Source organism: Paenibacillus sp. FSL R7-0273 (genome assembly GCF_000758625.1).
In the GTDB taxonomy this organism is placed as follows: Bacteria; Bacillota; Bacilli; order Paenibacillales; family Paenibacillaceae; genus Paenibacillus_AQ.
Genome location: NZ_CP009283.1, coordinates 40,327 through 66,762 on the forward strand (window position 1 = coordinate 40,327; position 26,436 = coordinate 66,762).

General features: G+C 52.6%; 23 protein-coding genes. All 23 read left to right on the plus strand.

Going from position 1 to position 26,436, the window contains the following annotated elements; all coding sequences use genetic code 11:
- The first annotated feature begins 44 nt into the window (after window positions 1-44).
- Complete coding sequence (gene pth / locus R70723_RS00200; protein WP_039868874.1) at window positions 45-605, plus strand: aminoacyl-tRNA hydrolase; 561 nt, start codon at window positions 45-47, stop codon at window positions 603-605.
- A 91-nt stretch (window positions 606-696) separates the two neighbouring features.
- Window positions 697-927 (plus strand): anti-sigma-F factor Fin, encoded by a 231-nt coding sequence (locus tag R70723_RS00205; protein ID WP_039868876.1) that lies wholly within the window; start codon window positions 697-699, stop codon window positions 925-927.
- 136 nt (window positions 928-1,063) lie between these two features.
- Entirely contained in the window at window positions 1,064-4,588 is a 3,525-nt protein-coding gene (gene mfd / locus R70723_RS00210; RefSeq protein ID WP_039868877.1) for a transcription-repair coupling factor, read from the plus strand.
- On the plus strand, window positions 4,575-5,624 hold the full coding sequence (locus R70723_RS00215) for a peptidylprolyl isomerase (RefSeq protein ID WP_039868878.1): 1,050 nt from the start codon (window positions 4,575-4,577) through the stop codon (window positions 5,622-5,624). The genes mfd and R70723_RS00215 overlap by 14 nt, the downstream gene beginning before the upstream one ends.
- Window positions 5,625-5,905: 281 nt before the next feature.
- On the plus strand, window positions 5,906-6,448 hold the full coding sequence (gene spoVT, locus R70723_RS00220) for a stage V sporulation protein T (protein ID WP_039868879.1): 543 nt from the start codon (window positions 5,906-5,908) through the stop codon (window positions 6,446-6,448).
- 138 nt (window positions 6,449-6,586) lie between these two features.
- Window positions 6,587-8,272, plus strand: coding sequence for a putative polysaccharide biosynthesis protein (locus R70723_RS00225; protein WP_039868880.1), 1,686 nt, complete (start codon window positions 6,587-6,589; stop codon window positions 8,270-8,272).
- Between the two features lie 43 nt (window positions 8,273-8,315).
- A complete protein-coding gene (gene mazG / locus R70723_RS00230) occupies window positions 8,316-9,812 on the plus strand; it encodes a bifunctional methyltransferase/pyrophosphohydrolase YabN (protein ID WP_039868881.1) in 1,497 nt (498 codons plus the stop codon).
- Between the two features lie 323 nt (window positions 9,813-10,135).
- Complete coding sequence (locus R70723_RS00235) at window positions 10,136-10,408, plus strand: HU family DNA-binding protein (protein ID WP_039868883.1); 273 nt, start codon at window positions 10,136-10,138, stop codon at window positions 10,406-10,408.
- Complete coding sequence (locus tag R70723_RS00240) at window positions 10,408-10,686, plus strand: RNA-binding S4 domain-containing protein (protein WP_039868885.1); 279 nt, start codon at window positions 10,408-10,410, stop codon at window positions 10,684-10,686. Before R70723_RS00235 ends, R70723_RS00240 begins: the two co-directional genes overlap by 1 nt.
- A gap of 135 nt (window positions 10,687-10,821) precedes the next feature.
- Window positions 10,822-11,106, plus strand: a complete 285-nt coding sequence (gene yabP / locus R70723_RS00245) for a sporulation protein YabP (protein ID WP_039868889.1) — start codon at window positions 10,822-10,824, stop codon at window positions 11,104-11,106.
- The gene (gene yabQ, locus R70723_RS00250) at window positions 11,103-11,666 is read left to right on the plus strand and encodes a spore cortex biosynthesis protein YabQ (protein ID WP_039868891.1); all 564 of its coding nucleotides are present in this window, start codon (window positions 11,103-11,105) and stop codon (window positions 11,664-11,666) included. Before yabP ends, yabQ begins: the two co-directional genes overlap by 4 nt.
- Window positions 11,667-11,688: 22 nt before the next feature.
- Window positions 11,689-12,024, plus strand: a complete 336-nt coding sequence (locus tag R70723_RS00255; protein WP_039868892.1) for an FtsB family cell division protein — start codon at window positions 11,689-11,691, stop codon at window positions 12,022-12,024.
- A gap of 124 nt (window positions 12,025-12,148) precedes the next feature.
- Window positions 12,149-12,649 (plus strand): S1 domain-containing RNA-binding protein, encoded by a 501-nt coding sequence (locus tag R70723_RS00260; protein WP_039868893.1) that lies wholly within the window; start codon window positions 12,149-12,151, stop codon window positions 12,647-12,649.
- Between the two features lie 435 nt (window positions 12,650-13,084).
- Window positions 13,085-15,595, plus strand: coding sequence for a stage II sporulation protein E (gene spoIIE, locus R70723_RS00265; protein ID WP_039868895.1), 2,511 nt, complete (start codon window positions 13,085-13,087; stop codon window positions 15,593-15,595).
- 437 nt (window positions 15,596-16,032) lie between these two features.
- A complete protein-coding gene (locus R70723_RS00270) occupies window positions 16,033-16,764 on the plus strand; it encodes a vWA domain-containing protein (RefSeq protein ID WP_039868897.1) in 732 nt (243 codons plus the stop codon).
- Window positions 16,754-17,692, plus strand: a complete 939-nt coding sequence (locus R70723_RS00275) for a serine/threonine protein kinase (RefSeq protein ID WP_039868898.1) — start codon at window positions 16,754-16,756, stop codon at window positions 17,690-17,692. Before R70723_RS00270 ends, R70723_RS00275 begins: the two co-directional genes overlap by 11 nt.
- A 40-nt stretch (window positions 17,693-17,732) precedes the next feature.
- Complete coding sequence (gene tilS, locus R70723_RS00280) at window positions 17,733-19,175, plus strand: tRNA lysidine(34) synthetase TilS (protein ID WP_039868900.1); 1,443 nt, start codon at window positions 17,733-17,735, stop codon at window positions 19,173-19,175.
- Window positions 19,176-19,220: 45 nt separating this feature from the next.
- On the plus strand, window positions 19,221-19,760 hold the full coding sequence (hpt, locus tag R70723_RS00285) for a hypoxanthine phosphoribosyltransferase (protein WP_039868902.1): 540 nt from the start codon (window positions 19,221-19,223) through the stop codon (window positions 19,758-19,760).
- Window positions 19,761-19,870: 110 nt separating this feature from the next.
- Window positions 19,871-21,925: an ATP-dependent zinc metalloprotease FtsH gene (ftsH, locus tag R70723_RS00290; RefSeq protein WP_039868904.1), complete on the plus strand. Its 2,055-nt coding sequence runs from the start codon at window positions 19,871-19,873 to the stop codon at window positions 21,923-21,925.
- Between the two features lie 252 nt (window positions 21,926-22,177).
- Complete coding sequence (gene nadA, locus R70723_RS00295) at window positions 22,178-23,116, plus strand: quinolinate synthase NadA (protein ID WP_039868905.1); 939 nt, start codon at window positions 22,178-22,180, stop codon at window positions 23,114-23,116.
- Window positions 23,117-23,155: 39 nt separating this feature from the next.
- Window positions 23,156-24,772: an L-aspartate oxidase gene (gene nadB, locus R70723_RS00300; protein ID WP_039868906.1), complete on the plus strand. Its 1,617-nt coding sequence runs from the start codon at window positions 23,156-23,158 to the stop codon at window positions 24,770-24,772.
- Entirely contained in the window at window positions 24,762-25,637 is an 876-nt protein-coding gene (nadC, locus tag R70723_RS00305) for a carboxylating nicotinate-nucleotide diphosphorylase (RefSeq protein ID WP_039868907.1), read from the plus strand. The genes nadB and nadC overlap by 11 nt, the downstream gene beginning before the upstream one ends.
- Window positions 25,634-26,401: a type III pantothenate kinase gene (locus R70723_RS00310; protein WP_039868909.1), complete on the plus strand. Its 768-nt coding sequence runs from the start codon at window positions 25,634-25,636 to the stop codon at window positions 26,399-26,401. The genes nadC and R70723_RS00310 overlap by 4 nt, the downstream gene beginning before the upstream one ends.
- Window positions 26,402-26,436 lie beyond the last annotated feature (35 nt).

Genomic DNA, 26,436 nt, shown 5'->3' on the forward strand with positions numbered 1-26,436 from the left:
GAACTCTTCTGCTTACGAGAGGATAGAAAGGATAGGCCGGAATCATGAAATGGATTGTTGGACTCGGAAATCCGGGAACACAGTATGCCAAGACCAGGCACAATGTCGGATTCATGGCACTGGACGAGCTTGCGGCCAGAAACGGAATAGCCTTTAACCAGAACAAATGCAAATCGGTGATTGGTGAAGGGGTGATCGGCGGGGTCAAAACCGTCCTGATCAAGCCCATGACGTATATGAACCTGTCTGGAGAAGCGGTCCGTGCCTATATGGAATATTATAAAGTGGCGCTTGAGGATCTGATCGTAGTATATGATGATCTGGATACCGAAATCGGAAAAATCCGGCTGCGTTATCAAGGCAGCGCCGGCGGGCATAACGGAATCAAATCCATCATCCAGCATACCGGCACCCAGAGCTTCAACCGGGTACGGATGGGGATCTCCCGGCCGGAGCCGGGCTATGCCATTGTAGATTATGTGCTGTCCGGCTTCCCGAAGAAGGATGCTGACAAGCTGAAAACGATGATTCTGGATACCTGTGATGCACTGGAGTTCAGTCTCCAGCATACCTTTGAACAGACAATGGCCAAATTCAACGGCTGATTGAAGCGGCGGCCACGTCCCCGGATCCGGGCTAAATACAGCCCGTACGGGGCATACTGAAGGGTATATACTACCTTCAGGAGGCATATAGATGGCAATACACTACGTGTGCAGGCACTGCCGCACATTTCTGGGGAGCATCGACCAAAGCAGCACCACAGAAATGCAGCTGGGCTTGCACTCCTTGACCCCTGCGGAACGCAGAGAGATCATAGCGTATGATTCAGACGGCGAAATCACGGTGAAGGTTACTTGCGATTATTGCAAAGAGGCCTTGGATAACAATCCTGAGCTCAGCCTGCTGGCCAGTCCGCTTCAGTAAATGAAGCGGCTGTCTCTGTCGTCAACCGTAAGCCTTGGCCTTAAAAGCTAAGGCTTGTTTTCAATTCCCATCATAAACGGGCGGCAGTGACCTAGCAGTCACTGCCCGGCCTGTTCAGTAAGAGAGGTGTCTTTAGTTGTTACATGGTCTTATAGAGGCTTTTTCCAAGGATCCTGATTTTCAATCGGTTACCCGCGGTGTAGCTGCAGGCATGAAGGAGCAGCTGATCTCGGGGCTGTCCGGCTCAGCCAGACAAATCATGCTGGCAGCGCTGCATGAAGAGCTCGCCCGTCCGGTGCTTGTAGTGACCCATAATATGTTCTCTGCCCAGAAGATGGCTGAGGATTTACAGGAAGCGCTTTCCCCTGACCGCGTGCTGCTGTACCCGGCCAACGAGCTGGTTGCTGCCGAAGCGGCTGTCTCCAGCCCGGAGACGCTTGCCCAACGGATTGACGTGCTTACCCGGTGTGCCCAGGGCTTCCGCGGAGTTGTTGTCGTTCCGTATTCCGGCGTCCGCCGGCTGCTGCCGGCACCGCATGTAATGGCAGCGGCGCAGCTGACTGTATCGCAGGACGGGACTCTCGCGCTTGATGATTTCCTGATGAAGATGATTGAGATGGGTTATGAGCGGGTGGAACGTGTAGAGAACCGCGGCGAGCTAAGCGTACGCGGAGGCATCATTGACTTCTATCCTATGACCTCACCGCTTGCTTACCGGGTGGAGCTGTTTGATGATGAAGTTGATTCCATCCGGACCTTTGATCCTGCGGATCAGCGGTCCATTGATAAAGTCCGCAGTGTAACAGTCACTCCTGCCAAAGAGATCATTGCAGACCAGCCCCGGCTGGATTCGGCAGCATCGGCGGCTGCAGCGATGCTGGAGCATCAGCTGGAGAAGATGACTGACCGTCAGGCCAAGCTGCGCCTGCGCGAGGAAATGGGCCGAGAGCTGGAAATGCTGCGGGAAGGCACCTATTTCCCTGAAATCTATAAATATATCAGCCTCTTATATCCTGAGCGGACCCATCTGTATGATTACATGGCTGAGGACACTCTGCTGGTGCTGGATGAGCCGGCCAGACTGCTGGAGACAGCCAAGCAGCTGGAGCGCGACGAGTCAGAATGGAATCTTCACCTGCTTCAGAACGGCAAAAATCTGCCGGATCTGCATCTTTCCGTTGATAATGATACCGTTATGTACCGTAGGCCGTTCCAGAGCCTGTTTATGTCGATTTTTCTGCGCCAGGTTCCCCATATTCAGCCGCAGAACATTCTTGGCTTCATCAGCCGCGGAATGCAGGATTTCCATGGGCAGATGAATGTGCTGAAATCAGAAATGGAGCGCTGGCACAAGTCAGGCGTGAAGGTTGTAATGCTGGCCAGCAGCGAAGAGCGGATGGAACGCATCCGCCGTGTGCTCGACGATTACGGCATTGAGGAGCCGACGCTGCTGCAGGGTAATCTGGGCTCAGGCTTTGAGCTGCCGTCCATTCATCTGGCCGTTATCACTGAAGGCGAAATGTTCTCACAGAAGCAGCGCAAAGCACGCAAGCTGACCAAGGGCATCGACAACGCTGAACGGATCAAGAGCTATACCGAGCTCAAAATTGGTGATTATGTTGTCCACCAGAATCATGGTATCGGTAAATATATGGGCATCGGCACACTTGAGGTCAGCGGGATTCACCGCGATTATATGCACATCATGTACGCCGGCGGCGACAAGCTGTCGGTGCCGATTGACCAGATTGACCTAATCCAGAAGTATGTCGGCTCGGAAGACAAGGAGCCAAAGGTATACAAGCTTGGCGGTAATGAGTGGACGAGGGTCACAAGCAAGGTGCGTTCCTCCGTCCAGGACATTGCCGATGACCTGATCAAGCTGTATGCAGAACGGCAGAGCGCCCTGGGCTACGGCTTCGAGAAGGATACACAGGAGCAGCGTGAGTTCGAGGAAATGTTCCCTTATGAGGAGACGCGCGACCAGCTCCGGGCGATTGAAGAGATCAAGAAGGATATGGAGCAGAACCGTCCGATGGACCGGCTGCTGTGCGGGGACGTAGGCTATGGCAAGACTGAAGTGGCGATCCGCGCTGCGTTCAAATCAGCTATTGAGGGCAAGCAGGTAGCTGTGCTGGTGCCGACGACTATTCTGGCCCAGCAGCATTACGAGACTTTCCGCGAGCGTTTTGGCAATTATCCGATCAACATTCAGGTGCTCAGCCGGTTCCGCAGCCGCAAGGAGCAGAATGAAACGATCAAAGGCGTTAAGCAGGGGACAGTGGATGTAGTCATCGGAACACACCGGCTGCTATCCCAGGATATGGTCTTTAAAGACCTGGGCCTGCTGATTGTCGATGAAGAGCAGAGATTCGGAGTAACCCATAAAGAGAAGCTTAAAAAGCTGAAAACAAATGTCGATGTCCTGACACTTACCGCAACCCCGATACCGCGCACACTGCACATGTCTATGCTGGGCGTAAGGGATTTGTCAGTCATTGAGACGCCACCGGAGAACCGCTTTCCCGTGCAGACGTATGTCGTTGAGCATAGCCAGACCCTTACCCGTGAAGCTGTAGAGCGTGAGCTGGCCCGTGGAGGACAAGTGTATTACCTCTATAACCGGGTGCAGGGCATTCATGAGATGGCAGCGCAGATTTCCATGCTGGTCCCTGAAGCGCGGGTTGGCGTGGGCCACGGGCAAATGTCGGAATCCGAGCTGGAAAAGACGATACTTGATTTTCTCGACGGGGAGTATGATGTGCTCGTCAGCACCAGTATTATTGAGACCGGGGTCGATATTCCGAACGTAAACACTCTGATTGTGCATGATGCCGACAAAATGGGCCTGTCCCAGCTCTACCAGCTGCGCGGACGCGTCGGACGCTCCAACCGGATTGCCTATGCTTATTTCACCTACCAGCGGGACAAAGTGCTGACAGAGGTTGCCGAGAAGCGCCTGCAGTCCATTAAAGAGTTCACGGAGCTCGGTTCCGGCTTCAAAATAGCGATGCGCGATCTGTCCATCCGCGGCGCAGGGAATTTGCTCGGTGCAGAGCAGCACGGCTTCATTGCATCTGTCGGCTTCGACCTGTATTCCCAGATGCTTGCGGAGGAAATCCGCAAACGGAAGGTTACGGTGCTCGGAGAAGAGGATACCTCGCTTAAGCAGGGCAATACGGTCATTGATTTGTCGATTGACGCGTATCTTCCGTCCGAGTATATTTACGACAGCATCCAGAAAATCGAAATTTATAAAAAGGTTGCCGCTGTCACTGCTTTTGAAGATGCTAACGAGCTTGAGGATGAGCTGCTGGACCGGTTCGGCGAATTGCCTGAGGCCGTCGTTAATCTGCTGTCGGTTGCCCGGTTGAAGGTATACGGCAAGCTGTACGGCATGGAATCCATGATCCGGCGCGGTGATGAGGTGTCCCTTAACTTCCATGAAGGGAGTGCGGCCGCATTTGATACCGCAAAGCTCGCTAAAGTTGGTAATCAATTCGAAAGACGTGTACAATTTGATAGGGAGGCCAAGGCCGGCATCCGTATAAAGGTCAAGGAACTCAGTGACAAGGAGCTGCTTGATCAGCTGGAGCAGTTTTTGGCTGCAGCGAAAGAGTCGCTAAAATTGAAGGGAGAACTACACAATGTCAGTAAATAAAGCGAAATCATGGAAAGTGCTGCTGGTATCTTTAGCCGCAGCCGTTTCCTTCACTATGCTGTCTGCATGCAGCAGCAATAACAATGCGGCTAATACAGCCGAGGATACCAGCCAGGCTGTTGCAACCTACAAGGACGGAACGATTACAGAGAAGGAATTTGATCTGGACACCCGGGTTATGAAGTTCCTGTCCCCGCAGCAGGCAGCATACCTGGAAATCGATGCCTTTAAGGAATCGATTCTGAAACAGGAGGTTGCCTTCGAGTATCTGGCCGGACAAGCCTCTGAAGATGCGAAGAAGCAGGCTGAGAAGGAAGCGGATGAGCAGGTAGGCTCACTGAAAGAGGCGCTTGGGGACACCTATGAAAGCACGCTGAAGGAACAGAATCTGACCGAAGCGGAAATCCGCTCTTATATGGTGCGGGTGCTTACTGTGTATCAGGATATGCTGCTCAAGATTACCGACGAGGATCTGAAGGCTGAATTCGAAGCGACCAAAGGTGATTATACCGTTGCTACCCTGCGGCATGTTCTGGTTGGCCTGACTGATGCCGACGGCAAGGAACGGACCGACGAGGATGCGCTGAAGCGGGCGAATGAAGTTAAGGCCAAGCTTGACGCCGGCGGAGATTTCGCTGCCGTTGCCAAGGAGTATTCCGATGACACCGGCTCTGTTGAAGCAGGCGGTGAATATAAAGATAAGGCACTGGGCTCTTATGTGGAAGAGTTCAAGCAGGCTGCCCAGACGCTGCCGCTGAATACCATCAGCGAACCGGTAAAGACCAGCTTCGGTTATCACATCATGGAAGTGGAATCACGGACAGAGACAGCCTTTGATTCGCTGTCTGATGAGCAGAAGGAGACGGTCAAGAGCACACTTGCTTCAAAGAACCTTGAGAAGTTCCTTGATGAGGAGCTCGACTCCCTGGAGATTGAAATCAATCTGCCTAAGAGCACTGCAGCTGCTGATGAGTCCGGAGCTGCGGCTACCGCAGCACCAAGCGCAACACCGGCAGCTACTGAAGCAGCCCAATAAACAACTAAACGGACAAGCCATCCTGACGCTTCCAGGCGAGGGGTGGCTTTTTTGTATTAGCCCCTATGTATACGAAAGCGCAAACAAACACAAGCTTGGAATGAATACCCGGGGAAAGCGCCTGTACTTGTGATTATTTTAATTAAGGTACGGCAATGTATAAGGAACTGGGAAGAGATGAATACTATGGTCAGATATTACGATAAATCACTGGGATTATCCTTTCCCTTAATGGACAGTAGTTGGACCATACTTCTTAAGAAAGCGGGGCAACATGTGAAATGAAAGCTACTGGTATTGTTCGCCGTATTGATGACCTGGGCCGTGTTGTTATTCCTAAAGAAATTAGACGTACATTGCGTATCCGTGAAGGTGATCCGCTGGAGATATTCGTTGATCGCGACGGTGAAGTCATACTGAAGAAGTATTCCCCGATCGGGGAGCTTGGCGACTTTGCCAAAGAGTACGCGGAATCCCTCTACGAGGGTACCGGACATATTACAATGATTACGGACAGAGACAGCTTCATCACAGTGGCCGGCGGCTCCAAAAAGGATTATCTGGATAAGCAGGTCGGAGTCTTGCTTGAAAAGGTTATGGAGAGCCGTAAAACCATGCTGGAGACAAACAACGGAAATTACGACATCAGCAAGGATCATTCGGAGCTGCTGTCCAGCTATGTTGCTGCACCGATTATTTCGGGCGGTGACCCGATCGGCTGTGTGGTGCTGATGAACAAGGATGAATCCGTCAAAATGTCGCAGATGGAAGTAAAGATGGCTGAGACTGCTGCCGCTTTCCTGGGCAAGCAAATGGAGCAGTAGAAGGCTTGGCGCTGCCGGCCCCGCTTTCCTTTTGATTGAATAATCAAAGGGAGGCGGGGTTTTGCCGTTTGTCCGCTTGCGGTATAATAGAGAAATTCATTCTATTACAGCGGTTATGGCTGCAGAAGCAGGTAAATTATGAAACCAGGCACATCAGGCTCCAAGCTGCTGCAGGGGGCTTTTATTCTCAGTGCGGCAGCGATCGTCTCCAAGCTGATCGGTACGCTGCAAAAAATTCCGCTGCAGAATCTGGGCGGTGATGCTGTATTCGGCATCTATAATACAGTAAATCCGCTTTACACCATGCTGATAACAATCGCCATGCTGGGCCTCCCGTCAGCCATCTCCAAATTTGTAGCCGAGGCCTCAGCCGGCGGGAGCGAGGCCGAGGGAAGACGGATTCTCCGGCTGTCGGCGGTTCTAACCGCCGCCTGCGGACTGCTTATCGGGCTGCTTACCTATGCCGGAGCTCCTGTTATTGCCGGCTGGGTCGGAAACTCACATATTATTCCGGCTCTGCATACCAGTGCCTTGGGGCTGGCGGTTGTTCCGCTTATGGCTGCCATGCGCGGCTATTTTCAGGGGCTACATAATATGGTGCCCACAGCCGTTTCACAGGTTACGGAGCAGTCGGTGCGTGTCATTGTCATGATTGCACTGCTGCTGTATCTGACCGGCAGCGGGGCCGGGGCAGCGGAGATTGCAGCAGGTGCGCTGCTCGGCTCGGCAGCTGGCGGTGCAGCCGGACTGGTGGTCATGCTGCTATTTTGGAGAAGGCACAGCAAGCATGCGGACGGACGGCTCTCCGGCCAGGACGGTGCTGCCTTGCCCGAGCCGGCTGATGAGAGGCTTGTAAGCGACCGCTCTACTACTGCGGCTGCGGGCGGGTTCAAACGGGCGGGCGCCCTTCAGCTGCTGGCTTACGGGCTGCCGGTGATGCTGGGGGCGCTGGCTGTGCCGCTGATCGGGCTGGTCGATGTGTTCACCGTCCCGAGGCTGCTGTCCTCTGCCTACGGCGAGACGGCTTCAATGTCCCAGTTCGGCATCTATAACCGGGGTCTGCCGCTCGTGCAGATCGTGACAATGCTGGCGACCTCGCTGGCGGTCGTCTTCATTCCCGCCCTCGCGGAGGCGAAGTACCGCGGGGATGACGCTTTGATAAGAACCCGCTGCAGCCTGTCGCTGCGCTGGTTCTGGCTGCTGGGCCTGGCCGCTTCGGTCGGCCTGGCGGTCTTGGCAGAGCCGGTTAACGTGGCTCTGTACGGCGATGCCGCAGGCAGCGGCACGATGATCTGGCTGGCCTTCACCGCCGCCGGCGGTACCGTCAGCATCATCTCTGCCGCGCTGCTGCAGGGCCTGGGCGCCGTGCGCGCGCCGGCGCTGCACCTGCTGGCCGCCGCCGTGCTGAAGGCGGCCCTCAACCTGCTGCTGGTGCCGCAGCAGGGCATTACCGGCGCCGCCATCGCCAGCGTGGCGGCGCACGGGTTCGCAGCAGCGCTGAACGTGCTGCTGCTGCACCGGCAGGGCCATCTGCGGCTGCGCCTCGCAGATGCCCTGCTGCGGCCCGCGCTGCTGCTCGCGGGCCTGGGGCTTGCTGCCGCCGCCGTGAGCAGCGGCGCGGCCCTGGCGCTTGACGCCGCCGGCTTGGGCGGCGGGCGGATGGCCAGCCTGGCACAGACGCTGCTGGGCGTGCTGGCGGGCTGCCTTGTTTTTGCGCTAGGCGCAGTCAGGCTGCGGCTGCTAAGCGAGAGCGAGCTGCGCCAGCTGCCGGGCTTCGGCCCTAAGCTTGCGGACAAGCTTGGGAAGCTGCGCCTGTTTCCTTAAGGCAGCCGGCAGCAAGAGACCAACGAAGAAGGAGTGAAACGGCATGAGTGCAAAATTAACAGTGGTTGGCCTGGGCTCCGGTAACCCGGACCGCCTGACGCTGGGTATTATTAAGAAGCTGCAGGCGGCTGCAGCCGTCTATGTACGGACCGCGGAGCATCCGGTGATGGCGGCTTTGACGGAGCTCAAGATTGCTTCACAGTCCTTTGACGGGCTGTACGAGTCGCTGGACTCTTTTCCGGAGGTGTATGAAGCGATCACCGCAAAATTAATCGGGGAAGCGCTGGCCGCACCTGCGGGTGCTGAAATCGTCTATGCCGTTCCGGGACATCCGATGGTAGCGGAATCAGCAGTATCCAAGCTGCGCCTCCGCTGCCCGGAAGCCGGCATAGAGCTGCAGATTCTTGGCGGGGAGAGCTTCCTGGATGAAGCTTTCGTGCGGCTTGGCTTCGATCCGATCGAAGGCTTCCAGCTATTGGACGCCTCGGGCATCCGAAGCTCTCAGCTGCAGCCAGAGCTCCATACACTCATTGGACAGGTCTATGATACCTTTACCGCCTCGGAGACCAAGCTGTGTCTGATGGAGCTGTATCCGCCGGAGTACGAAGTGATAGTGGGCCATGCACTTGGAGTGGAGCAGGAGGAGCAGATTCTGCGGGTGCCGCTGTATGAGCTTGACCGGATCGAGGGATATGGCAATCTGTCCCTTGTCTATGTCCCTGCGAACCGTGCAGAGAATGCGCGCAGACGCACCTTTGCCCGGCTCCATGAGATTGTGGATACCCTGAGAAGCCCGGAGGGCTGCCCGTGGGACCGTGAGCAGACGCACGAATCGCTGCGCAAAAATCTGATCGAGGAAACCTACGAAGTGCTGGAGACAATCGATGAGGATGATCCGGACCACATGAAGGAGGAGCTGGGGGATCTGCTGCTGCAGATTATGCTCCATTCCCAGATCGAAGAGGAGCTCGGCACATTCAGCGTCTTTGATGTCATCGAGGGATTGAATGACAAGCTGATCTTCCGTCATCCGCATGTGTTCGGGGATAAGAGCGCGGCAGACGCCGAGGAGGCGCTGAAGAACTGGGACGGCATGAAAGCGGAGGAGAAGCGGCTCAAGGGCGTGAAGCCGGAGTCGGAATCGGCGCTCAGCGGCGTTCCCCGTGATCTGCCTGCCCTCATGAAGGCCTACAAGCTGCAGAAGAAGGCAGCGAAGGTGGGCTTTGACTGGGATAATGTAACGGACGTTCTGGCCAAAATCCGTGAGGAAGTCGATGAGCTCCAGGAGGCTATCGAGAACGGAGCTGCGGCGGAGGAGCAGATGCTGGAGCTGGGCGACCTGCTGTTTGCGGCAACCAATGCCGCACGTTTCATCGGAGCAGACCCTGAAGAGGCACTGACCCGCACCAACCGTAAATTTGTGTCCCGCTTTGCCTATATCGAGCAGCAGCTGCTTGCCCGGGGAACCAGTGTGAAGGAGAGCAGCCTGGACGACATGGAGCTGTTATGGCAGGAAGCAAAGGCCGAGGAGCGGAAGTAAGCCTGCTGCACGGCTGAGAAGAGTTAAACTGCTTTAAAATGGATTGTTTTTCCACAAAATAGGCGTTTTGGCTGTATGGCTGCCGATAGAAGCGGCAATGCTGTGAATGAGGCTTCATTCCCTGGTTTCAAATGCCCAATCAGGTTTATAATGTAGTAGTGCCTGGAGCCAAAGAAGACGATTTTTCAAAAAAACGGCGGTTTGCGGCAGGATTTCCGGGCGGCATCAAGAATATCATAAAGACGAAATGACGATTTGAGGCAGATTTTGGCAGATGATCGCGTTTCATTTTATTTTTTGTATCCTAGGAGGAACTTCTAATTATGAACAAGACAGATCTGGTAAACAACATTTCCGAAAAAAGCGGATTGGCCAAAAAAGATGTAGAAGCCGTATTAAACGGTGTACTTAGCGAAATTACCGATGCTTTGTCCAAGGGTGATAAAGTACAGCTGATCGGCTTCGGTACTTTTGAAACACGCAAGCGCTCCGGCCGTACCGGCCGCAATCCGCAATCGGGCACGCCTATTGAAATTCCTGAATCGACTGTACCGGCCTTCAAGGCTGGCAACAAGCTCAAAGAAGCCGTTAACTAATGCGTCTTGACAAGTATCTGAAGGTATCCCGTTTAATCAAGCGCCGCACAGTGGCTAAGGATGTGTCCGAGCAAGGCCGGGTGCTGATTAACGGTAAGGAATCCAAGCCAAGCAGCACGGTAAAGCTCGGTGACGAAATTACAGTGCAGTTCGGTCAGAAGCTTGTAACGGTTAAGGTGGAAAAGCTGGTTGAAACCACCCGCAAGGATGAGGCAGCCGGCATGTATACACTGCTCCGTGAAGAGCCTGTTGCCAAAAGCAGCGGACTCGACTGGTAGAAGCAAATAGCTATAAACACAAGTACAGCCTTACTTTATGTAAAGCTGTGCTTTTTTATATTTTCAGGAGAATCGTCAAGTTCTATAACCTCTCCCCCCGCCATAGATTAGAATCAAGAAGGAGGGGTACATGCTATGATCGAGCCAGTCAAAGTCAATAAGCAGCATGATCTGCACATGCGCAGCCGCAAGCAGCTGGAGCTGACGGGTGTGCAGAATGTAGAGAGCTTCGACAGCGAGGAATTTCTGCTCCGCACGGAGCTTGGCCATCTCACCATCCGGGGGAATCATTTACATATCAAAAACCTGAGCCTCGAAAACGGCATTCTGTCGCTGGAAGGCAATGTCCATTCCCTGATTTATCTGGATCCCGGAACACAGGGGAAAAACAAGGGCATACTGGGCAAGCTGTTTAAATGAATCCCGCAGTTCAATGGATGACCCTGATTTATATGATACTGGCCGGTATAGCTATGGGCGTGGCTTATGACAGCTACCGGGTGCTGTCGCTGAAGCTGAGCTTTCCCAAATGGCTCAATGCGCTGCTGGACCTGCTGTATTGGATATGGGCTGCGTTACTTGTGTTTCGCATGCTGTATGCCGGAAATCAGGGTCAATTGAGGTTTTATGTCTTTTTAGGGCTCTTCCTAGGCGTATGGATCTATTTTTTGATCTTCAGTGTTACGGTCCGGCGTTTTGTGGTAATGTTAATTCAGTCGGTCCAGTATACGTGCAGACTGCTATGGAGAGCACTTGAAATCTTAATAGGGGTACCGCTGCGCTGGCTTTGGCGGCTTTGCAAAGGGACGCTGCTGCTGCTCGGACGCATCCTGTTATTTATTCTTAAGCTGCTCTTGCGTCTAACGAAGCCAATTTGGGTATTTCCAGTAAGATGGATCTCTCCTTATGTATTCAGGCTCGGGGAAGTTGCCTGGATTAAGAGATCTATGGATTGGATAACCGCATGGCGGAAACGCTGACCTTACAATGGGGGTACGACGCATGAACAGATTTACTGCGGAAGAGAAGGGAACATCAAGCAAGGTTGTGGCCGCAGGTGCGAAGAGAAGAAAGTTCATATGGCTTGCGGTAATGACTGTATTTTTTAGCTGGTCCGGTTACATTTTCGTTGTCCAGAGCGCTTCAATAGCGGACAAGAGTGAGGTGCTTGCCAAGAAACAGGCAAGCAACGAGGGTGTTACGACCTCACTTAATCAGCTGAAATACGAGGTCTCCAGGCTTAATGATGATGAGTATATCGGACAACTGGCGCGGAAATGGTACAATATGTATCTTCCGGGCGAACTGCCAATCCGTACAGAGCAATCAGGGCAATAAAGCAGGCCAAATCAGGCTTTAGCTGTGTTGCCTTGATTTGCTCTTTACTGTATAATCAAATCACCGCAGAATGGATAGAGTTTATATTCGTCTGTATATTTTTAAGGGAGGATCATTTTATTCTATGGCAATTGAAGTGGGCACCAAGTTAGAGGGCAAGGTGACAGGCATCACGCATTTCGGAGCATTTGTGGATCTGTCAGGAGGTGTCACAGGTCTCGTTCACATTTCGGAAATCGCTGATAACTACGTCAAGGATGTTAACGATCATTTGAAGATTGCTGATGTAGTAACCGTCAAGGTGATCAATGTTGACAAGGACGGCAAGATCGGACTTTCCATTAAGCAGGCTGTTGATAAGCCGGCATCAGAAGTACGTCCCCCCAGAGCTCCTAGACCAGAACGTCCAAGCGGCGGAGACCGTTTCGGCGGAGGCAGCGGCGGCGGTGGAGGCGGCGGTGGTTTTAATCGTGAACGGGGAGGGCGTCCATTCAAGCCTGCAGCCGGTAAACCTTCATTCGAGGATAAAATGTCACGCTTCCTGAAAGATAGCGAAGAACGGATATCTTCGATCAAGAAGAACACAGAAGGAAAACGCGGCGGCCGTGGAGCCAAACGCGTGTAATCCGATACTTGTACAGCATAAATAACCGCAGTGGCATAATATGCCGCTGCGGTTTTTTTGTAAGATTATTATTTACTAGCCAAGGCAGTCTTGGAAGTTGCCCGAACCAGCTTCCATGTTAAGGCCCCCGCTCTACGGGGGTTAATTTGTCGCTGCAAAATAAATTGCCGACAGCATCCTTGCCGATTTCACATATCTCCGGGGCAATCGCTGACGAATATCCGCTGTCAGGTTTAACACTTCCGGATGTCCAGGAGGCTTTCAGACGGGTCAAACCAGTGACCCGCAAGGGTTGAGAGATAATTTCCAGATAATGTCGGCTCAGGCTTTTTTGTCGGAAATTTCTTAAAGGCTGCTCTCTGTTTCTGACAAACTTTCATAGAATCGTCCGCTTATAATGAGAACCATAAATTCTCAAACGGGTGGTGCGAAGGAATGAACAAAAGCAATGTGGTGAATTTGCCGGAGTGGACCAGAGCCGGAAGCAAGGACAAGGGGCAGAAGGAAGAAGCCTGGAGCACGCGTGTGAAGAACTGGGGTATGAAGCAGCCGCTAATCCAGCTGATATCGGTGAAGAAATGGACACTGCTGCTGAGTCTGATGGGCTTTTTACTGGGACGGGCCATGATTCTGGACGAGCTCTCACCCTTTGCTGTAGCTTATTTCGCTGTAATTGTCTTTATGAGAAAAGACTCCATACTGCCTGTGGCCGCTGCAATCATTCTCGGCAGCCTGTTCACACCCTTCCCCGGAGCCATTGTAGTGGCTTCAGAGCTGATTATTCTTTTCCTGATTTACAAGGGGATGGAGAACTTTCAGCGGGTAGACTTATCCTATGCCCCGCTTATGGTATTTGTATCATCGTTTATGGTCGGCCTGTTCCGGGTCGTAATCGGGCCCTCGATCGCCTGGTACCCGCTGATGATGGCTGCCGTTGATGCTCTGCTTGGGTTTGTACTGACACTCGTATTTCTTCAGGCTCTCCCGCTGTTTACATTCAAAATGAAAAGCCGTGCACTGCGCAGCGATGAGGTCCTCTGCCTGATTATTCTGCTTGCATCGGTTATGACAGGCTTAGTAGGCTGGACAGTTGGCGGCCTATCGCTTGAGCATGTTCTGTCCCGGTATCTGATTCTGCTCTTTGCCCTTGCAGGGGGAGCTCCGCTTGGTGCTGCAGTCGGAGTTGTCACCGGCCTGATCCTCAGCCTTGCGGACATCGGGGCCATCTATCAGATGAGCCTGCTTGCTTTCTCCGGCATGCTTGCAGGCATGATGCAGTCAGGCCGTAAAGGGGCGGTAGCTATGGGAATGCTGCTCGGCTCAACAATTCTTTCTGTATACTTTCTGGGGCCCGGTGATGTGATGTCATCCACCTGGGAAACCTGCGCTGCTGTGCTTCTATTTCTTCTAACACCGAAAGGGATGATTACGGCAATAGCCAAATACGTACCTGGCACTGCCGATCACAGCCGTACCCAGCATGAATATGCCCGGAGGGTCCGGGATATTACAGCGGAACGGGTTACGCAGTTCTCTCAGATTTTCCAGCAGCTGTCCAGCAGCTTCGGACAGATTCCCCGTGCCGCAGAGGCCGGTAAAAGTGACCGTGAAATGGAGAATTTTATGAGCACTGTAACTGAAGGCGCTTGCGCGGGCTGCATCCGGCGGACACACTGCTGGGATGCGAAATTTTATCAGACCTACCGGTATATGACCGATATGATGACCACGGTAGAAGAATGCCCGGATATTACAGCCGCCCAGCTTCCACCGGAATGGAACCGCATCTGTGGCAAAACGGCTGAGGTGCTGGAGGTTATGAAAGGCCAATATGAGCTATACCAGCATGATATGCGCTGGAAGCGGCAAATATACGACAGCCGCCAATTTGTTGCCGAGCAGCTGTCCGGTGTCTCCCAGGTCATGGAGGATCTGGCCAGGGAAATTAAACGTGAGGGACAAGCCATGTACCGACAGGAGGGGCAGATCCGTGAGGCGCTGGAGAAGCTGGGCTTATCCATCCACAGCATTGAAATTCTCAGTCTGGACCCGGGGCGTGTAGAGATTGAAATTGTCCATGCCTATACAAGAGGCTTCGACGAATGCCGTAAAATGATCGCGCCGCTGCTCTCGGACATTCTTGAGGAGAACATTGCTGTCGTCAATGAAACAGCGGTTCATCCGCGGGAGGGACTGTCCATGGTTACCTTCGGCTCGGCTAAGGCATACGAAGTCAGTACCGGGGTGGCGGGTGCAGCCAAGGGCGGGGATATGCTGTCGGGAGACAGCTTCAGCACGGTAGAGCTGGGGAATGGAACCTTTGCTGTCTCGATCAGTGACGGGATGGGGAACGGGGAACGCGCGCGGATGGAGAGCAGTGCTGCGCTGTCAATGCTGGAAAAGCTGCTGCAGTCCGGAATGGACGAGAAGCTGGCGGTCAAATCGGTAAATTCCATTCTGCTGCTGCGCTCACCGGAGGAGTTCTATGCGACGGTCGATATGGCGCTGATTGACCAATACTCTGCACAGACCACCTTTATGAAAATCGCTTCCGCTCCCAGCTTTATCCGCCGGGGCAGTGAGGTGATTCCGATTACCTCAAGTAACCTGCCTATCGGAATCATTAAGGATATCGAGGTGGATTTGATCAGCATGCAACTCCGGCCGGGTGATATTCTCATTATGATGACCGACGGTATTTATGATGCGCCCGGATATGCCGTTAATAAAGAGATATGGATGAAGCGGCTGATCCAGGAGCTGGAGGGTGATGATCCGCAGGATATGGCCGATGAGCTACTGGAGAAGGTCATCCGCTACCAGGGCAATGAGATTCATGATGACATGACAATTGTAGTCAGCCGCCTGGATCATTATCATCCGCAATGGTCCAGCCTGCATCTGCCCGGAATCGGCCGGATGGAGCGCCCGCGGACTGTAAGCTGATCAGCTGTTATCTGGTGAGGTACGCTGCTGGAGGCAGTTCGACTTTAGTGGAAAATATTTAGTGGAATGAATCCACTTACATTGCTTATTTTTATGACTAAACTGAATTTAGTGGGAAAAAGTTCACCTGATTCCGGTCCTTTAAGCTAAAAGGCTTCTTTTGAGAGTATTAGATAGCTTTTTTACATCTAATCTCTAATAGCAGAGCAAATCTGTTAAAATAGCTGTCGTTTTTCCCACTAGTTGGCTCACTCTCTATTTAAAATTAGCAGAGGCTACTCTGCGGCAGTTTTGAGTCTTCTCTTTGGCGGGCCCTGGATTTACCCTATATTTAACGATTGCTTTTTACCTGGAAAATCTTGCGTAAGCGGCGTTTGAAATCTCTCAACCTTGGATATGCTAGAAACAGAGACAAGGCAAAGGGGAGTGAACGGGTTATGAGACAAATTCTGCTCATTACTGACGGCTGTTCAAACGTGGGGGAAAGTCCGGTGATGGCTGCGGCGCATGCCCGGCAGGAGGGAATCACCGTTAACGTGGTCGGTATTATCGATTATGGAACGATCGGGGAGCTGGGCAGCAGGGAAATTGCAGATATTGCCAAGGCGGGCGGGGGTTTAAGCCGGATTGTCGGGACCCCGCAGCTGGCGCAGACCATGCAGATGATGACACGCAAAACCGTGGTTCAGACCATTCAGCAGGCGGTTAATAAAGAGGTAAAAAAAATTCTGGGTGAAGGCTCGCTGGAGGATCTGCCGCCGGCAAAGCGTTCCCAGGTTGTTACTGTCGTGGATGAGCTTACCGAAACAACGCCGCTGCGCATTGCGCTGCTGATTGATGCCAGTGCCAGCATGAAGCCCAAGCTTGCAGCGGTGGAAGAAGCCATCCGCGACTTGGCGCTTAGCCTGGAAGCGCGCGAGGGAAGCAGCGAAATTGCCGTATTCCATTTCCCGGGGCGCAGCAGCAGTGAGGATGCGGCGCTTGATATGGACTGGAGCAGCAACGTATCGGAGGTGCGCTCGCTTTTCAGCAGAATGAAGATGAGGGGGGCTACTCCGACCGGACCGGCAATTTTCAGAGTGCTTGAGCATTACCGATATGATAAACTGGATGAACACCGCAGGGAGCAGGATGAACGGGAAGGGATGATTGGTGGGTATGTTGTCTAATCCACCCTATCCAGTCGGCACGGTAATTACAGGCAAATGGCGGGGCAACCGCTATGTCGTCGAACGGCTGCTGGGTAAAGGGGCGAACGGAACCGTATATCTTGTACAGCGGGAAGGCAGACGGGAGAAGTATGCGCTTAAGGTCGGTAACGATACGCTTGAGCTGCAGTCGGAGATCAACGTGCTTACAACCCTTCAATCCTGCCGGAAGCGCAGTGAGCACCGGGCCCGCCGTGAATCTCCGCTATCTTCCTATTTACTGGAATCAGATGATTTTAAGGACAAGGTGAATGAGCCGTTCTACGTTATGCGTTACGTTGAAGGGAGGCCGCTGCATCATTTTCTGGCAAGACAAGGCGCATCATGGCTTGGGCTGGTCGGCCTCCGGGTGCTGGAGAAGCTGGAGAAGCTGCATGAATGCGGCTTTGTGTTTGGCGATTTGAAGCCGGAGAATGTGATGGTGTCGGATTACGGGGAGGCCGAGCTGATTGATTATGGCGGGGCCAGCCCGATGGGGCGCAGCGTAAAGCAGTTTACCGAATGGCATGACCGCGGGTTCTGGAATGCAGGCAGCCGTACGGGTGATGAGAGCTATGACCTGTTTTCTTTTGCTGTATTATGTCTGCGCCTTTTAAATGAGAGTGCACTGAAGGCTTGTGCCCAGCAGCTGCCGCAGACCCGGAGTGTGGACGATCTGATGAGGCTGGCCAGAAATCTTCCCGACAAAAAGCTGTCCTCCTGGCTTTGTCTTGCACTGAAGGGCGGATTCCCAGGATCCGCACAGGCAGCCGCGGTCTGGAAGCAGCATATCTACGGGCAGCGCAAGCCGGAAAGACAAACTGCAGTTACACCCCGCTGGCTTAAGAATGCTTTTGCCATATCATTATTTGTGCTGGCCTTTACGATTTACTGGGTAATCCGGTTTTGACATTATACATAAGATTAACAGGCAGGAAAGGAATCCGCAGATGGAGCAGATGAATGAACTGGTGCAGTCCGTAATGGAGTCCGCGGAGGAGCATGAGCTGTGGTCGCCCCATGACACCCTCGTAGTCGCAGTTTCCGGAGGACCGGACTCTGTGGCTCTTTTGCGTATTCTGCATGAAATATCACAGAAATGGACACCTCTAAAGCTGGTGTGTGCCCATGTAAACCATGGCTTCAGGGAGGAATCGGCCAAAGAGGCCGAATTTGTCCGCACACTTGCCGAAGGGCTCGGAATCCCGTTTGAGCTGGCTGAGTTCGATATCCCTGCAATTGCAAAAGGCAGCGGACTCGGGCCGGAGGGGACAGCAAGGGAGAAGCGGTATGGATTTCTGATTGAAACAGCCCGGCGTTACGGTGCGCGTGCGGTCGCGCTGGCGCATCATGCGGATGATCAGGCAGAGACAGTGCTTATGCGGCTGCTGCGCGGGAGCGGTCCTGGAGGACTTGCCGGAATGCGCTGGAAACGGACCGAAAAAAAGGTGGAACTCATCCGGCCCTTCCTTCGTATTAACAAAACAGCTCTTACCGGCCTATGCCAGGAGCAGGGGTATGACTACGTCCTGGATGCCAGCAATCTGCTGACCCATTATACGCGTAATGCTGTCCGGCTGGACCTGCTTCCTATGCTGGAGAGATATAATCCCAGAGTGAAGCAGTCGCTGCTGCAGCTATCCGAAATTACCGGGGCAGAAGACGAGTATATGGAGGCGAATGTGCAAAAATGCTTCCAGGAGCTTGTTTTGGCGGAGCATGGAAAATACACCTTGAAAAGAGCTTCATTTACTGCGCTGCCGTCCGCTTTACAACGGCGTTTGATTAAACTAATATTAAATTATCTGTCGGCGGATGCATTATCACCCGATTTTTCCAAGATCGAAGCAGTACGCCGGGGAACGCTGCAGGAACAACCCACCGGATGGAATCTTGATTTGGGCGGGGGAATGATCTGTGTGCGGCAGTACGATACTATTTTGTTCTCGTCCAAGCCTCAGCCTCGGAAGGTTAGCTATACATATCGGTTGTCTTTGCCGCATTCCCGCCTTGACATTGAGGAGATTGGAAAAGCAATGACGATGACGGTGCTGGAGAGGGAAAGCTTTGCTTTGCAGGGGGAGGATTCCGGGAAGACATCAGCCTGGTTTGACAGTGATGAGCTGGCCATGCCGCTGACCGTCCGTTCCCGATTGCCTGGAGATACCATAAGGGTTATGGGATTAAACGGAAGCAAAAAGGTAAAAGATATTTATATTGATGATAAAATACCTTCTTCCGAACGCTCTGTGATTCCCCTTGTTTGTGATGCTGCAGGCAATATCGTCTGGATTCCGGGCGTTAGGCGCTCGATGCATGCCGCAGTAGGGCGGCACACGGCCTCGGTTCTGCTCTTGACTCTGGAAGATCTGGAGAAAAGCGAAGAAGCGTAATGGTCGAAGTAAGTCTTTCATAGTATAACTTAGGAGGTTCGCAAGTTGCAGAATGATATTCAGGAAATCTTGATCAGCGAAGAGGAAATTCAACAAAGAATCAGGGAGCTTGGCGCCCAGCTGAGCGAAGAATACGCAGGACGCACGCCTTTAGTCATTTGTGTACTTAAAGGCGCGTTTATCTTTATGGCAGATCTGGTTAAAGTCATTACAGTACCTGTTGAAATGGATTTCATGGCAGTATCCAGCTACGGCGGTACGACCAAGTCGTCCGGCATCGTCAAAATCATTAAGGATCTGGATACCTCGGTGGAAGGCCGCGATGTTCTGATTGTAGAGGACATTATTGACAGTGGTCTCACGCTCAGCTACCTGATTGATATGCTGCAGGGCCGTAATGCTGCTTCCATTAAAGTAGTGACCCTGTTCGACAAGCCGTCAGGCCGCGCAGTTACTCTTGAAGCCGAATACACCGGTTTTGTGATTCCTGATGCTTTCCTGGTAGGCTATGGTCTGGACTATGCCGAGCTGTACCGGAACCTCCCTTATGTCGGTGTGCTGAAGCCTGAAATTTACACTAAATAATCGATTCGACAGCCTTAGATCCAAGGATCAGATTCCCGGGCCTGACGTTATTTGAGGACCCCGGGCAGGCTATGGTACAATAACTTGAGCGTTGTGAGAGGAGGTAGGGGATGAATCGGTTCATCCGGAATTCTGGTTTTTATTTGATTTTATTTTTAGTCGTGGTGGGCATTGTCCAGTTTGTAAGCAATGGAAATGAATCCGCCGATTTCCCTAGATACGATGAGTTGCGGCAGGAGATCAAGGCTAACAATGTGAAGAGCATGACGATTCAGTTTGAAGGCAACGCCTTCCTGGTTACCGGTGAATACAAAAATTTGCCGGCTGATACCAAATCGAAAAACTTTTCCACATATGTCCCTCCTACAGATGCAGCGATCAATGAGCTCATTGCCGCCAGTGATTCCCAGGGCGTGGAGCTGACCCAGAAGAAAATGGAGGGTGACAGCATCTGGCTGACATTCCTGTCCTCCATTATCCCGCTGGTAATTATGTTCATCCTGTTCTTCTTCCTGTTCAACAATGCACAGGGCGGCGGCGGCAAAGTGATGAACTTTGGCAAGAGCAAAGCCCGCCTGTACAATGAAGAAAAGAAGAAGATCAGCTTCGAGGATGTTGCCGGTGCGGATGAAGAGAAGCAGGAGCTCGTCGAGGTTGTTGAATTCCTCAAGGACCCGCGCAAGTTTGCTGCAGTGGGTGCGCGTATCCCTAAAGGGGTGCTGCTCGTCGGCCCTCCGGGTACAGGTAAAACCTTGCTTGCCCGTGCAGTAGCCGGTGAAGCAGGCGTTCCATTCTTCAGCATTTCCGGTTCCGACTTTGTAGAAATGTTCGTCGGTGTCGGTGCTTCCCGTGTACGTGACCTGTTCGAGAACGCCAAGAAGAATGCTCCATGTATCATTTTCATCGATGAAATTGATGCAGTGGGCCGTCAACGCGGCGCCGGACTCGGCGGCGGACATGATGAACGTGAACAGACACTCAACCAATTGCTCGTTGAAATGGACGGCTTTGGCGGTAACGAAGGCATTATCATCGTCGCGGCAACCAACCGCGCAGACATACTGGATCCGGCGCTGCTCCGTCCGGGACGTTTTGACCGTCAGATTACGGTTGACCGCCCTGACGTAAAAGGCCGTGAAGCTGTACTGAAGGTTCACTCCCGCAACAAGCCGCTGACCAAGGATGTTAAGCTTGATGTCATTGCGAAGCGTACTACCGGCTTTACCGGTGCGGACCTTGAGAACCTGCTTAATGAAGCAGCCCTGCTCGCTGCCCGCCGTAACCGCAAGGATATCGGCATGCGCGAGGTAGATGAAGCAATCGACCGTGTAATCGTTGGTACAGAGAAACGCAGCCGGATTATCAGCGACCGTGAGAAACGCATCGTGGCTTACCACGAAGCAGGCCACACGATTGCAGGCTACTTCCTGGAGCACGCGGACATGGTTCATAAGGTTACTATTATCCCGCGCGGACGCGCAGGCGGATATGTCATTATGCTTCCGAAGGAAGACCGGATGCTGGTTACCAAGCAGGAGCTGCTTGATAAGGTAACCGGACTCCTCGGCGGACGTGTTGCCGAAGAGATGTTCATCGGTGAAATCGGTACTGGCGCATATAGTGACTTCCAGCAGGCAACAAGCATCGTGCGCAGCATGATTATGCAGTACGGTATGAGTGATAAGCTGGGACCAATGCAGTTCGGAACTTCCCAGGGCCAGGTATTCCTGGGCCGTGATATCGGGCATGAGCAGAACTACAGTGATTCCATCGCATATGAAATCGATCAGGAAATGCAGAACTTTATCCGCAGCTGCTATGAGCGCTGCCGTGAGCTGCTGACCAAGTACTCCAAGGAAATGCATCTGATCGCGAACACGCTTCTTGAGAAGGAAACGCTGGAGCTTGATCAGATCAGAGAGCTGATTGAGCAGGGCTACCTAACTGAAGACGGCGAGCCGTCAGAGGTTCCGGCCGTAACTCATGAAGCAGGCGAGCCTGTTATTGATTCAATCGGTGATGTAAAGGTACGTATCCAAGGCAAAAACGACGAAACACCATCGTCCTTGCCGGATCTGACCAAGGACATTCCGAACAAGCCGGATTCCGGAGAAGATAATGATCCGAACGGCGGCAACAAAGACGGAGGCGGCAACCTCGTCTAAGGTATAGTAATACGGAAGGATCGCACACCGGAGAACCAGTTGGTTCTCCGGTTTTTTTATGGAGTAAAAGGCTGGAGCTTGCTTCGCCGCTAATTGTCATTCTGACATTTTGTTATTCCGGAAGCATGCAGATTCCGTTTCGTTACATTGACAGTGGGGATTACGTTGTGTACATTAGTGATTAACTATTAAATTATATAAAATCCATGAAATAGGCGTAGAAGCCAATAGAATTAAGGGGGAAATTTAACCGTGGAAGCTCTGGCGCTTGAGCGCAAGCAGGAAATGAACCGCGAACTTCGTGGGCGCCTCGAACAGCTTAAGAAGGAACGTAATGCAATTATTCTGGCTCATTATTATCAGCGTGATGAAATTCAGGAGGTAGCGGATTTCCGGGGCGATTCTTTTTTGCTTGCTCAAAAGGCGGCGGAGACGGATGCAGAGGTTATCGTGTTCTGCGGCGTTCATTTTATGGGGGAAAGCGCTAAGATTCTTGCTCCGAACAAAACAGTAATCATTCCTGATGAACGCGCGGGCTGCCCGATGGCCGATATGGTCAACGTGGACGGACTTCGCAGGCTCAAGGCCCAGCATCCGAATGCCAAGGTTGTAACGTACATCAACTCATCCGCCGAAATCAAAGCAGAGACGGATATTTGCTGTACCTCGGCGAATGCTGTCCGGGTCATAGAATCACTGGATGCGGAAGAAATTATCTGGGTACCGGATAAGAATCTCGGACATTACGTCCAGGAGAAGACCGGCAAGAAGCTGATTATCTGGGAAGGCTACTGCAACACGCATGATATGCTTACGGTTAAAGATGTGATCGAGATGAAAGCCAAATATCCGGAGGCTGAATTTGTGGTTCATCCGGAGTGCCGGCCTGAAGTGGTTGCAATGGGAGACTATGTTGGCAGCACGACGTCGATTATCGATTATTGCCGGAAATCGGACCGCCGGCAGTTCATCGTTGGAACAGAGGACGGAACAGGCTACCAGCTGCGCAAGGACAGTCCGGATAAGGAATTCCATTTTGCTACAAAATTCCTTGTCTGCCCTAATATGAAGGTAAACAACCTAAAAAAACTGGTAAAATGCCTGGAGACGATGAAGCCGCAGATTTACGTACCGCCCGCTGTCGCCGACAAAGCCAGAACCTCCTTAGAGCGCATGCTACAAGTCCGGTAGCATGCGCTACTCTTTCGTTGAAACAGGTGATTAGCGGTCATGATTCCACAATATTTAGTAGATTTCAATGTTCGCGAGCTTCCTTCAGTCAAGACAGATGTTATTGTAATCGGTTCAGGAATAGCAGGCTTGTTCACTGCAATTAAAGCCGCGGAGGACCGGAAGGTCATTGTGATTACCAAGAAATCGCTGATGGAGAGCAATACCCGGTATGCACAAGGCGGGATTGCCGCGGTGTTCTCCAAGGAGGATTCACCGGCATATCACCGGCAGGATACTTTGCTGGCAGGTGCCGGGCTTAACTCTTCATCGGCAGTTGATGTACTGGTTCATGAAGGGCCCGCGGGTGTACATGAGCTAATCCGGCTGGGCACCATATTCGATGAAGAGAACGGTGTATTGGCTTTAACCCAGGAAGGGGCGCATAGCCACCGCCGTATTTTGCATGCCAACGGAGATGCTACCGGGTATGAGATTGTACGTGCGCTTATAGAGCAGGTGAAGCAGGAAAAGAATATTGAGGTCTGGGATGATCATTTCGTCATCGATCTGATTACAGACAACGGTGAATGTGCCGGAGCGCTGGTGCTGCGGCCTAACGGGGAGCGGCTGTTCCTGCAGGCAGACGCCACCGTGCTCTGCTCGGGAGGAGCAGGTCAGTTATACCGATATACAACCAATCCTGAAGTAGCCACCGGTGACGGCGTTGCGATAGCTTACCGGGCAGGGGCCCATGTGCGTGATATGGAGTTTATCCAGTTCCATCCGACTGCGCTGAGCTATCCCGGAGCACCGCGGTTTCTGATCTCGGAGGCCTTGCGCGGGGAGGGTGCTGTACTGCGGAATATTCATGGAGAACGCTTTATGGAGCGGTATCATGAGCTGCTTGAGCTTGCACCGCGTGATATTGTCGCCCGGGCTATTGTCAGTGAGATGGAGCTGACCAAGTCAACCTTCGTCTACCTTGATATTACCCATGAGCCAGCTGATATGGTGAAGCACCGTTTTCCGACTATTTATGAGACCTGTATGGGCTATGGACTCGATATTACGAGTGACTGGATTCCTGTGGCTCCTGCTGCGCATTATATGATGGGGGGCATCAAAACTGATCTGAACGGTGAAAGCAATATCGCCCGGCTGTTTGCCTGCGGTGAGGTGTCCTCGACCGGAGTGCAGGGAGCGAACCGTTTGGCCAGCAACTCTTTGTCTGAAGCCATTGTATTCGGACGGCGGATTACGGAACGCATCCGCGGGCTTGCTCCGGCTGATTGGACCAGCCTTTCTGCCGGCTGCAATCAAGGACGTACAGAAGCTCCGATTCAGGCTATTGTGGAGCGCAGGCTGAAGCTGCAGAAGGTTATGGTGCGTTATGCCGGCTTGCGGCGTAATGAGGGAATGCTTAATAAAGGGCTGGATGAGCTGAAGCGGCAGCTGCCGATATTCGGTGCTGCACTCACCAGACGTGAGGAATATGAGTTCGCCAATATGCTTACCTGCTGTCTGCTGATTACAGAGTCTGCATTGGCACGGCAGGAGAGCCGCGGAGCCCATTACCGGGAGGATTATCCGCTGCGGGATGATGCAAACTGGCAGAAACATTTGCTCCAGATCCGTGATCTGGGCATAGTGGAGGAATTTAGCGATGATGTTTAACGGTTATAATGAAGAGCTGGTACAGCTGATTAAAAGCTGGCTGCAGGAGGATGTGGGCTCGGGTGATATTACAACCCGGACAACGATACCGGCAGGCCATGAATCTAAAGGTATAATCCATGTGAAGGAAGCCGGTGTCATCTGCGGTCTGCCTGTAGCTGAGCTGGTGTTTGAAGTAGTCGACCCGTCGCTCAGATTCACAGCCAAGGTTCAGGATGGCCAGGCTGTGTCGAAAGGGACAGTAATTGCCGAGGTGGAAGGAAGTACGCATGCCATTTTGACCGGTGAGCGGCTTGCGCTTAATCTAATGCAGCGGTTATCAGGTATAGCTACCCGGACTGCCGCTTTTGTTGAAGAGCTCGATGGTCTAAAGACAAGGCTGGTAGATACTCGCAAAACAACGCCGGGTCACCGGATGCTGGAGAAGTATGCTGTCCGCGTCGGGGGCGGTGCCAATCACCGGTTCGGTTTATATGATGCCGTAATGATTAAGGACAATCATATCAAGGGAGCCGGCGGCATTCTTCAGGCAGTCGGCCGGGCCCGAGCGAATATCCCGCATACCATGACTATTGAAGTGGAGACAGAGAGCCTTGAGCAGGTGGAAGAGGCGCTTGCAGCCGGTGCAGATATTATTATGCTGGACAATATGGCGCCCGATCTGATGAAGGAAGCAGTCCGGAGAATTAAAACCAAAGCTCCTCATGTCAAAACAGAAGCTTCCGGCAACGTAACGCTTGAAACCATACGCGGCATAGCTGAATCTGGTGTGGATGTGATTTCTGTAGGACGACTGACATATTCCTTTAACAGTCTGGATATCAGTCTGGATCTGAATGCCCGGAAGGAGGGAACGCTCTCATGATGCTTGTAGTCGATATCGGCAATACTAACATCGTACTCGGCATATACCGGAAGCGTGAACTGCTGCATCATTTCCGGCTCAGCACGGCCCGCCAGTCCACAGTTGATGAATACGGTGTGCTGATTCACAATCTGTTCCAGATGTCGAATATGTCCTTTAAGGACGTGGAAGGTGTCATTATCTCCTCTGTCGTACCTCCGCTTGTTCAGGTCATTGTGGAGATGTGTGTAAAATATATCGGCAAGGACCCTCTGCTTGTAGGTCCCGGTATCAAGACCGGGCTTAACCTGCGGTATGAGAATCCCCGTGAAGTCGGTGCTGACCGGATTGTAAATGCCGTTGCCGCCATCGAACAATACAAATGCCCGCTAGTGGTGGTAGACTTCGGGACAGCGACTACATTCGACTGTATTGATGCCGGTGCCAATTACCTGGGCGGGGCCATTGTTCCGGGCCTTGTGATTTCTACCGAAGCCTTGTACCAGCGGGCATCAAAGCTGCCGCGCATTGAGCTGGAGAAGCCCAAGAAAGTGATCGGGCGCAATACCGTGCATGCTATGCAGGCCGGAATTATTTTTGGCTATGCCGGACAGGTTGAGGGAATTGTACGGAGAATCAAGCAGGAGATGAACGCACCCGTGCTGAAGGTTATCGCGACCGGAGGGCTGGCTACACTTATTGCCGGAGAGACGGATTGCATAGATGAAGTGAACCCGATGCTTACACTTGAAGGTCTGCGTATTATTTATGACCGTAATCAATAAAGATAAAGAAGCCTGAATCAGGCTCAGAGACAGGA

Bases quoted from the DNA above. Each gene is read 5' to 3' on its own strand.
- R70723_RS00260 (WP_039868893.1), top strand. From the start codon at position 12,149: ATGGCAATTGAAGTGGGCACCAAGTTAGAGGGCAAGGTGACAGGCATC.
- R70723_RS00215 (WP_039868878.1), top strand. From the start codon at position 4,575: ATGTCAGTAAATAAAGCGAAATCATGGAAAGTGCTGCTGGTATCTTTA.
- R70723_RS00270 (WP_039868897.1), top strand. From the start codon at position 16,033: ATGAGACAAATTCTGCTCATTACTGACGGCTGTTCAAACGTGGGGGAA.
- spoIIE (WP_039868895.1), top strand. From the start codon at position 13,085: ATGAACAAAAGCAATGTGGTGAATTTGCCGGAGTGGACCAGAGCCGGA.
- R70723_RS00205 (WP_039868876.1), top strand. From the start codon at position 697: ATGGCAATACACTACGTGTGCAGGCACTGCCGCACATTTCTGGGGAGC.
- tilS (WP_039868900.1), top strand. From the start codon at position 17,733: ATGGAGCAGATGAATGAACTGGTGCAGTCCGTAATGGAGTCCGCGGAG.
- yabQ (WP_039868891.1), top strand. From the start codon at position 11,103: ATGAATCCCGCAGTTCAATGGATGACCCTGATTTATATGATACTGGCC.
- pth (WP_039868874.1), top strand. From the start codon at position 45: ATGAAATGGATTGTTGGACTCGGAAATCCGGGAACACAGTATGCCAAG.
- R70723_RS00275 (WP_039868898.1), top strand. From the start codon at position 16,754: ATGTTGTCTAATCCACCCTATCCAGTCGGCACGGTAATTACAGGCAAA.
- R70723_RS00225 (WP_039868880.1), top strand. From the start codon at position 6,587: ATGAAACCAGGCACATCAGGCTCCAAGCTGCTGCAGGGGGCTTTTATT.
- yabP (WP_039868889.1), top strand. From the start codon at position 10,822: ATGATCGAGCCAGTCAAAGTCAATAAGCAGCATGATCTGCACATGCGC.
- R70723_RS00310 (WP_039868909.1), top strand. From the start codon at position 25,634: ATGATGCTTGTAGTCGATATCGGCAATACTAACATCGTACTCGGCATA.
- ftsH (WP_039868904.1), top strand. From the start codon at position 19,871: ATGAATCGGTTCATCCGGAATTCTGGTTTTTATTTGATTTTATTTTTA.
- nadC (WP_039868907.1), top strand. From the start codon at position 24,762: ATGATGTTTAACGGTTATAATGAAGAGCTGGTACAGCTGATTAAAAGC.
- nadB (WP_039868906.1), top strand. From the start codon at position 23,156: ATGATTCCACAATATTTAGTAGATTTCAATGTTCGCGAGCTTCCTTCA.
- R70723_RS00235 (WP_039868883.1), top strand. From the start codon at position 10,136: ATGAACAAGACAGATCTGGTAAACAACATTTCCGAAAAAAGCGGATTG.
- R70723_RS00240 (WP_039868885.1), top strand. From the start codon at position 10,408: ATGCGTCTTGACAAGTATCTGAAGGTATCCCGTTTAATCAAGCGCCGC.
- spoVT (WP_039868879.1), top strand. From the start codon at position 5,906: ATGAAAGCTACTGGTATTGTTCGCCGTATTGATGACCTGGGCCGTGTT.
- R70723_RS00255 (WP_039868892.1), top strand. From the start codon at position 11,689: ATGAACAGATTTACTGCGGAAGAGAAGGGAACATCAAGCAAGGTTGTG.
- mazG (WP_039868881.1), top strand. From the start codon at position 8,316: ATGAGTGCAAAATTAACAGTGGTTGGCCTGGGCTCCGGTAACCCGGAC.